Genomic DNA, 6529 nt, shown 5'->3' on the forward strand with positions numbered 1-6529 from the left:
GCGTCGGCGGGCAGGCCGAGCCGGTCGGGCCCGAGGGCTATCAGCACGCGCGCGCCGAGCGTCCCGGCCAGCGTGGCGGCGTAGGCCACCACCAGCGTGCGCACGCGCCCGAAGGCCAGCTCGGCGAGCGCGAACGCCAGGATCAGCCGAGGCAGTCCGCCCCACGCCGACAGATCCACGGCGGGCACGAACATCGAGACGGGCGTACGCAGCAGGGACAGCCACAGCGGCTGGTCGGCCCGCACCTCGCTGAGCACGCGCAGCACGTCCGCGCCGAGGGCGGTCTGCTGGAACTCGTGCAGTCCGATCACGGCGACGGCGGCGAAGAGGGCCAGCGCGATCCCGAGGGGCCCGCGCTCCCCCAGCCTGCGGCACGGTCCCGCGACGACGGCCCGCCACTCGCGCAGCAGCCCGTCCAGGCCCCGGCGGGCCAGCCGTGACACCTGCGGCACGAGCGACACCAGCTGTCCATTCTCTTCCGGGGCCGCCACTTTCCTGCGGCGGAGAACGTCGAAGGCCCCAACCGCGAACGGTTGGGTCCTTCGGCTGCCCTTGCGGGCGAGTGCGGAGGATACGAGATTCGCACTCGTGAGGGGTTGCCCCCAACACGCTTTCCAAGTGTTCGCCTGGGGGTTCAGGGAGGGACGGGGGCGTTCTGACCTGGGACGGAGCCGAGAGGCGGACGGTTGATGGACGGTTCTGGACGGGGGTGAATGAGACCAGAACTGAGACCAGAGTGCCGGGTCACACCTTCTTGACGACGATCGACTCCGGAACCAGCTTCTCCAGGTCGTCCACGTCCGAGGTGAAGACGGTGACCTGCCCCTTCTGCTGGCGCGCGACGACGGCGAGCACCGCGTCGATCGCGTACTTGTGGCCATGCAGCTTGGCATCTGCCAGCAAACGGCGGGCTTGGCGAGCCTCGTCCTTTCCGATGTCGGCGACTCTGAGCCGCGAGAGCACCCAGTCCCAGCGTTGCTCGGTGGTTCTGCCGTCGTACGCCTCGATCAGCGTCATCGGAGATGTCACCACCTCGGCTTCACCTCCGGCCGCGAGGTCGAGCCATGCGATCATCTTCCGTTCGCCGCGCACGGCCAGGGACAAGGCTTCGCAGTCGAGTACGAAGACGCGCAGTGGTCGCTGCCCCGGCTCACCGGCCCGCTTCTTCACGCGGCCTCTCCCGCGCCGTGCGTTCCGGCGGCGCGACGGCGCTCGTGCTCGGCGTCGAGCTCCTCCAGTCCCTCGAACGCTGCGGTGCGCTCTTCTTCGGTAAGCGGGCCGTGTTCCTCCTGCAGCCAGTCGGCCAGTTCCCGCAGCCGGTCCCGGTCGCGCTTGAAGCGCAGCGCCTCGGCGACGTACGCCGACAGGCCCCGCTCCGCCGTCTCCGCGCGGATCTCGTCCAGGAGATCCTCGGGAATCGTCACCGTCACCTTCTTCGTCACCATATAAGAGACCATACTCTTGGTATCGCGCTGCTTACCAGTGCGTTCATGTGACCTGATCGGGATCAGACGGTCACGGCGGGGCGAGGGCTGCCGTGGAAGACCTGGCTGGTGTGCCAGGAGCGGTGGGCGGCGGCGATGGGGCGGACGCCCGGCTGGGGACCTATGACCGGACGGCCGGCGAGCGTGATGACGTCGCGGGCGGCGGCACTGCGGCCGACGAAACTCTGCGAGACCAGGATGCGGTGGCCGTCGCCGATGCCGAGAACGCCCTTGTCGAAGAGCTTGTGGTGCAGCGAGCACAGGCACAGCCCGTTGTCGATGTCGTCCGGTCCGTCGAACGCCCACCAGCGCACATGGGCGGCCTCAAGACCGACCGGCACCGCACCGATCCTGCCGTCGTACCCGCAGAAGGCGCACTGGTACTCGTACGCCGTCAGGACAATCTTCCGCATCCGGCGGTCCCGCTGCCTGCGCGCGGCTGAGAGCCGTCCGGTCTCGGCCTCCTCAAGCTCCAGGTCGACGGCTTCGCACAGCTCGCCGTGGAGGGAGGGCGGGAAGTTCAGATCGAGCAGCACCCGAGTCATCCGGCCGAGCAGGGAAGGCTCCCGCCGCAGCGCCGCCCGCAGATCCGGCGTCAGCCGCCCGGCGGCCCCGGTCGCCCGCAGCTCCCTGACCCCGGTCCCGGGGCTGCCCGTCCCGCGCTCGGTGCGCACCTCCCACACTCCGTCACTCACCAGGTGATGGAACGGATAAGCGGGCGTCGTCCGGTTACCGGGCCCGTACTCGGCGAGCAGCCGCCGCAGGTCCTGCTCCACCGCGCTGTACCGCAGCTCGCCGTCGGCGTCCTGCTGGAACCGGCTGAGCGCGTACAGGAACAGCAACGGCTTGTGCGGAGCCCGCACCCCACTCCTCGTCCACTGCCTCAGCTGCGCGGTGCGCTCGATCCAGTCCATGACCGGCGATCGTAGTAGCGGCTGGTCGAACACTGATCCGTGCACGGGATGGGCCAATGGGCCATGCCGAGGGCTACGCGGGCATGACGCCGAGGATGCGGGAGAGGGTGAAGACCCGTTCGTCCTCGCGCAGATGGCACCAGGCATACAGATGGGGCGGGTCGAGATCGAGCTCGCTGAGGGTACGCACGGTCCGGTTGCCCGAGGCGGCGACGTACTCGACCGTGATGGCCGTGCCGGCGTCGACGGCGTGGGCGAGCTGGCGGACATCGCTGTACGTCAGGTTCTTCGCGTACCCGGCGACGATTTCCTCGGTGTCCGTGCCGTAGGGGACCCCGGTGCCGAACGGGTCGGGATCCGGAACTGTCGGCGAGGCGTCCCGCAGCCTGGCGGCCAGGGCGCTCAGGCCGACGTCCACCGGGGTCTCCGTCGGCACAGACCGCCGTCGTGGGCCTGGGAGTGGGGTCGGAGCCGGGGCGGAGGCACGCCGGCGCCGGGTCTTCTCGACGCGTACGGTTCCGTCGGCCTTCTCGGCGACGGGGGCGTAGCCTGCGGCCCGGAGCGCGGCGAGGGTCTTGTCGAGCGGAGTCCGGCAGACCAACACGGTCTGCGCCAGCTGCCGCAGCCCGAGCTCGCCGAGCTTGCGGTGGGCGGCGAGTTCGGCGAGGAGGGCGGGTTCTTCTCCATGGATCACGCAGGCCGCGGGGGCGATGCGCACACGGCCGTGAGCGCGCGCGGTGTCATGGATCAGATACGACAGTGGCTGGGGGAGGGCGCCGACGGCGACGTCGGCCAGGTCGGCGGCGATGGCGTCGGGTGTACGTCCGGTGTCCAGGGCGCCGCGGATGGTGCCCGGGCTGAACCGCCACACGAATGCCGTGCCGACGGCTTCCCGGTCTGCGACGGCGTCCAGCAGGGCGGCCAGGCGGGCTGACGGTGTGCCCGTGACGACGGCGGTGAGGTCCGCGCCGAAGCGGGCCGTGCTGGTGGCCGTCGGCAGCAGCCGCCGACTGGCCGCGGCCAGTGCTTCGCCGTCATCGGCCTGCAAGGCGGCACCGATGCGGGACAGGGAGCCGCGGGCCATCACACCGAGCAGTTCTGCTTCGCGGACCACGGAGGCGAAGGGCGCGGCGTCCTGGGGGAGTTGATGGGTGAACGGACGGTGCCAGGCGACGAGCGGCCCCAGTTCCACAGGGCTCCGCACCCCCTGGTCCGCCGGGAGCGCCACCGCCGCGGCGAGAAGCCCGCCCCGGGCCTGCACGCAGCCGCCACAGGGTGGTGTTCCGGCGAGTGCGGGCAGCGCCTTGCCGTCTCCGTCGCGGGCCTGGGTCGGGGTCAGCGGCAGCGTCCGCCACGCCTGGAGAAGGGTGGTGAGCTGCTCCGCCGGTTCCCGCTCCGCCCAGGCGTCGTAGCCTTCCGTTGCCGCGACCCGGTCACCGTCCCGGGCCAGCAGCCCGGCGTCGTACGCCGTCTCCAGGACGAGGCGTACGACGATGTCGTCGCACTGTGTGGCCTTGCCGATCCGGGACAGCTCACGCGCCCCGACCCCGCCGGACTTCAGACGAGCCGGCGGAGAAGCGGCGCACGCCGCCAGAACCGAGGCGGCGTGGGCGGCGAACGCCGTGGCGGCTGCCGCCGCCTCCCGATCCACCTCCGCCTCGGTGACGGACACCATCTGCACGATGGGCGGGAACGGCTCGAACGGGGCGTGCCAGTCGGCCCCTCGCAGCGCGAGCGTCACCTCGGCCGGCATTCGTGCGGGCCCGTACCCGGAGTACGGGTCCTGGACCAGCAGTCCTCGCTCCAGCGCCCACCGGTCACCCGGTCCGGAGTCGGCCCGTGGGGCCCCGAGCATGAGGAATTGCGTCTGTTCCTGCGTCTGTTCACCCTGGTGACGGGCTCGCCGCTCAAGCAGTTTCCGAGTGGCCACAGGCGCCGAAGCGACCACCGCGGCCACCCGCTCCGGATCACTGTGGTGTTCCAGCAGCGTGGCCAGCCGAGCCTTCTTGGTGGTGCCGGGAGCTGGGATGCCCAGGGCCACCAGCATGCGCCGCAGTTCCTCGGAGGTCGTGTCCGCCAGTAGCCGGGCGAGCGGCGCGTCCAGCCCCAACGGCGAATCCCACGCCTGTCGCAACGGCGCCGCCATGTGGAGCAGCCCTTGGCCGTCCGGCCAGACGAGCGCGTGATCGGCCAGTGTCTCCAGGGCCGAGTCCAGCCCGCGATCGGACTCCGTTTCGGTCACGCCCAGCAGGTCGGCCACAGCAGCACGTGGAACGGGGCCCAATGCCGCCAGCGCCTCAGCCACCTGCAGCTGTGGCAGCGCGAGCTCCGCCAGCACCGGTGCCACCGACGCCGGGCGCTGAAGGCGGTCCGCGAGTTCGCCGAACGATCGTGGCTCCGGCGGGGACACGGCATCCGGGCGAGTCGCCAGGACTCGCTCAAGTCGACCGACTTCCACACCCCTCAGCCACGAGGCCAGAGTTGATCCGCTGGGCTTGTCGATGGGGCACCTCACCAAGACGACGCCGTTGCTCTTCGAACCGGAACCGGTCCTGCACACGCTCCAGAATGGCGCACGGCAGGAGACACCCGCGTCCTGAGGCGGCAGGAAGCCGCCTGTGAGTGAAGGCGTTGCCCTGTCGGTCGACCCGTCAGCGGCAAAGCGAGGTGGTGAAAAGTTCCTTATGCCGGAGAAAAATGAGACCAGAACTGAGACCAGAGCATGCCGAGAACCCCGGCCGCTGAGCGGTCCGGGGTTCTCGTTTCGCCTGTTCAGGCGACTGCGGAGGATACGAGATTCGAACTCGTGAGGGGTTGCCCCCAACACGCTTTCCAAGCGTGCGCCCTAGGCCACTAGGCGAATCCTCCGCCGCAAACAATACAAGACGTTGGAGGGTGCTCGCGAACACGATCCGATCGGAGACCTCCCGACCGCTTCCCGAGGTCGGAACGGTTCCTCCCGGCGTCGCTTCCGCGCCCGGGGATCCGCTAAGGTGAGCGTCAGCCCCTCACGTGGCGCTATCTGACTGAACTCCCCCAGGGCCGGAAGGCAGCAAGGGTAGGTCGGCTCTGGCGGGTGCGTGGGGGGCGCTTTGCGTTGGGGCGGTCCGGGTTGTCAGTGGTCGCCTATAACCTCGTATGCGTGTCGTCTCTCGCGCTGTACCGCCGCTATCGCCCGGAGTCGTTCGCCGAGGTCATCGGGCAGGAGCATGTAACCGACCCGCTGCAGCAGGCGCTGCGGAACAACCGGGTCAATCACGCATATCTGTTCAGCGGCCCGCGCGGCTGCGGCAAGACGACGAGCGCGCGCATCCTCGCCCGCTGTCTCAACTGTGAGCAAGGTCCCACTCCCACCCCCTGCGGCGAGTGCCAGTCCTGCCGCGACCTGGCGAGGAACGGCCCGGGTTCGATCGACGTCATCGAGATCGACGCCGCGTCGCACGGTGGTGTGGACGACGCCCGTGACCTGCGCGAGAAGGCCTTCTTCGGCCCGGCGTCGAGCCGGTACAAGATCTACATCATCGACGAGGCCCACATGGTCACCTCGGCGGGCTTCAACGCCCTCCTGAAGGTGGTCGAGGAGCCTCCGGAGCACCTCAAGTTCATCTTCGCGACGACCGAGCCCGAGAAGGTCATCGGCACGATCCGCTCGCGTACGCACCACTACCCCTTCCGGCTCGTGCCGCCGGGCACGCTCCGGGACTATCTCGCCGAGGTCTGCGGCCGCGAGGCCATGACCGTCGAGGACGGGGTGTTCCCGCTGGTCGTGCGCGCGGGCGCGGGTTCCGTGCGTGACTCCATGTCCGTCATGGACCAGCTCCTCGCCGGCGCCGGCGAGGAGGGTGTGACATACGCCATGGCGACCTCGCTCCTCGGGTACACGGACGGCTCGCTCCTCGACTCCGTGGTCGAGGCCTTCGCCTCCGGGGACGGCGCCGCGGCCTTCGAGGTCGTGGACCGCGTCATCGAGGGGGGCAACGACCCGCGGCGCTTCGTCGCCGACCTCCTGGAGCGGCTGCGCGACCTGGTGATCCTCGCGGCCGTGCCGGACGCCGCCGAGAAGGGGCTCATCGACGCCCCCGCCGACGTCGTCGAGCGGATGCAGGCCCAGGCCGGCGTCTTCGGCGGCGC

General features: G+C 70.3%; 5 protein-coding genes, 1 tRNA gene, 1 other RNA gene and 1 pseudogene. 2 read left to right on the plus strand and 6 right to left on the minus strand.

The genetic code is table 11. From position 1 onward, the window contains the following. From AOK22_RS32990 to AOK22_RS33015, 6 genes and pseudogenes are all read right to left on the minus strand, one after another. Window positions 1-461, minus strand: a pseudogene (locus tag AOK22_RS32990) (hypothetical protein); the annotation flags it as partial. 283 nt (window positions 462-744) lie between these two features. Next, complete coding sequence (locus tag AOK22_RS32995) at window positions 745-1170, minus strand: PIN domain-containing protein (RefSeq protein WP_055702390.1); 426 nt, start codon at window positions 1168-1170, stop codon at window positions 745-747. Further along, window positions 1167-1445: a hypothetical protein gene (locus AOK22_RS33000; RefSeq protein ID WP_055702391.1), complete on the minus strand. Its 279-nt coding sequence runs from the start codon at window positions 1443-1445 to the stop codon at window positions 1167-1169. Before AOK22_RS33000 ends, AOK22_RS32995 begins: the two co-directional genes overlap by 4 nt. 62 nt (window positions 1446-1507) lie before the next feature. After that, a complete protein-coding gene (locus tag AOK22_RS33005; protein WP_055702392.1) occupies window positions 1508-2398 on the minus strand; it encodes a phosphorothioated DNA-binding restriction endonuclease in 891 nt (296 codons plus the stop codon). A gap of 73 nt (window positions 2399-2471) precedes the next feature. Beyond that, window positions 2472-4913: a helicase-associated domain-containing protein gene (locus AOK22_RS33010; RefSeq protein WP_244165205.1), complete on the minus strand. Its 2442-nt coding sequence runs from the start codon at window positions 4911-4913 to the stop codon at window positions 2472-2474. A 268-nt stretch (window positions 4914-5181) separates the two neighbouring features. Continuing rightward, a tRNA-Ser gene (locus AOK22_RS33015) sits at window positions 5182-5266 on the minus strand. A 131-nt stretch (window positions 5267-5397) separates the two neighbouring features. Between AOK22_RS33015 and ffs the strand changes: the two genes are divergently transcribed. Together ffs and AOK22_RS33020 are read left to right on the plus strand one after the other, a co-directional pair. After that, window positions 5398-5496, plus strand: an RNA gene (ffs, locus tag AOK22_RS39210) — signal recognition particle sRNA small type. Between the two features lie 44 nt (window positions 5497-5540). Then, on the plus strand, window positions 5541-6529 hold a 989-nt coding region (locus AOK22_RS33020; RefSeq protein WP_244165206.1), incomplete at its 3' end, for a DNA polymerase III subunit gamma and tau.

Origin of the sequence: Streptomyces silaceus, from assembly GCF_001419745.1 — a bacterium.
Taxonomy (GTDB): domain Bacteria; phylum Actinomycetota; class Actinomycetes; order Streptomycetales; family Streptomycetaceae; genus Streptomyces; species Streptomyces silaceus.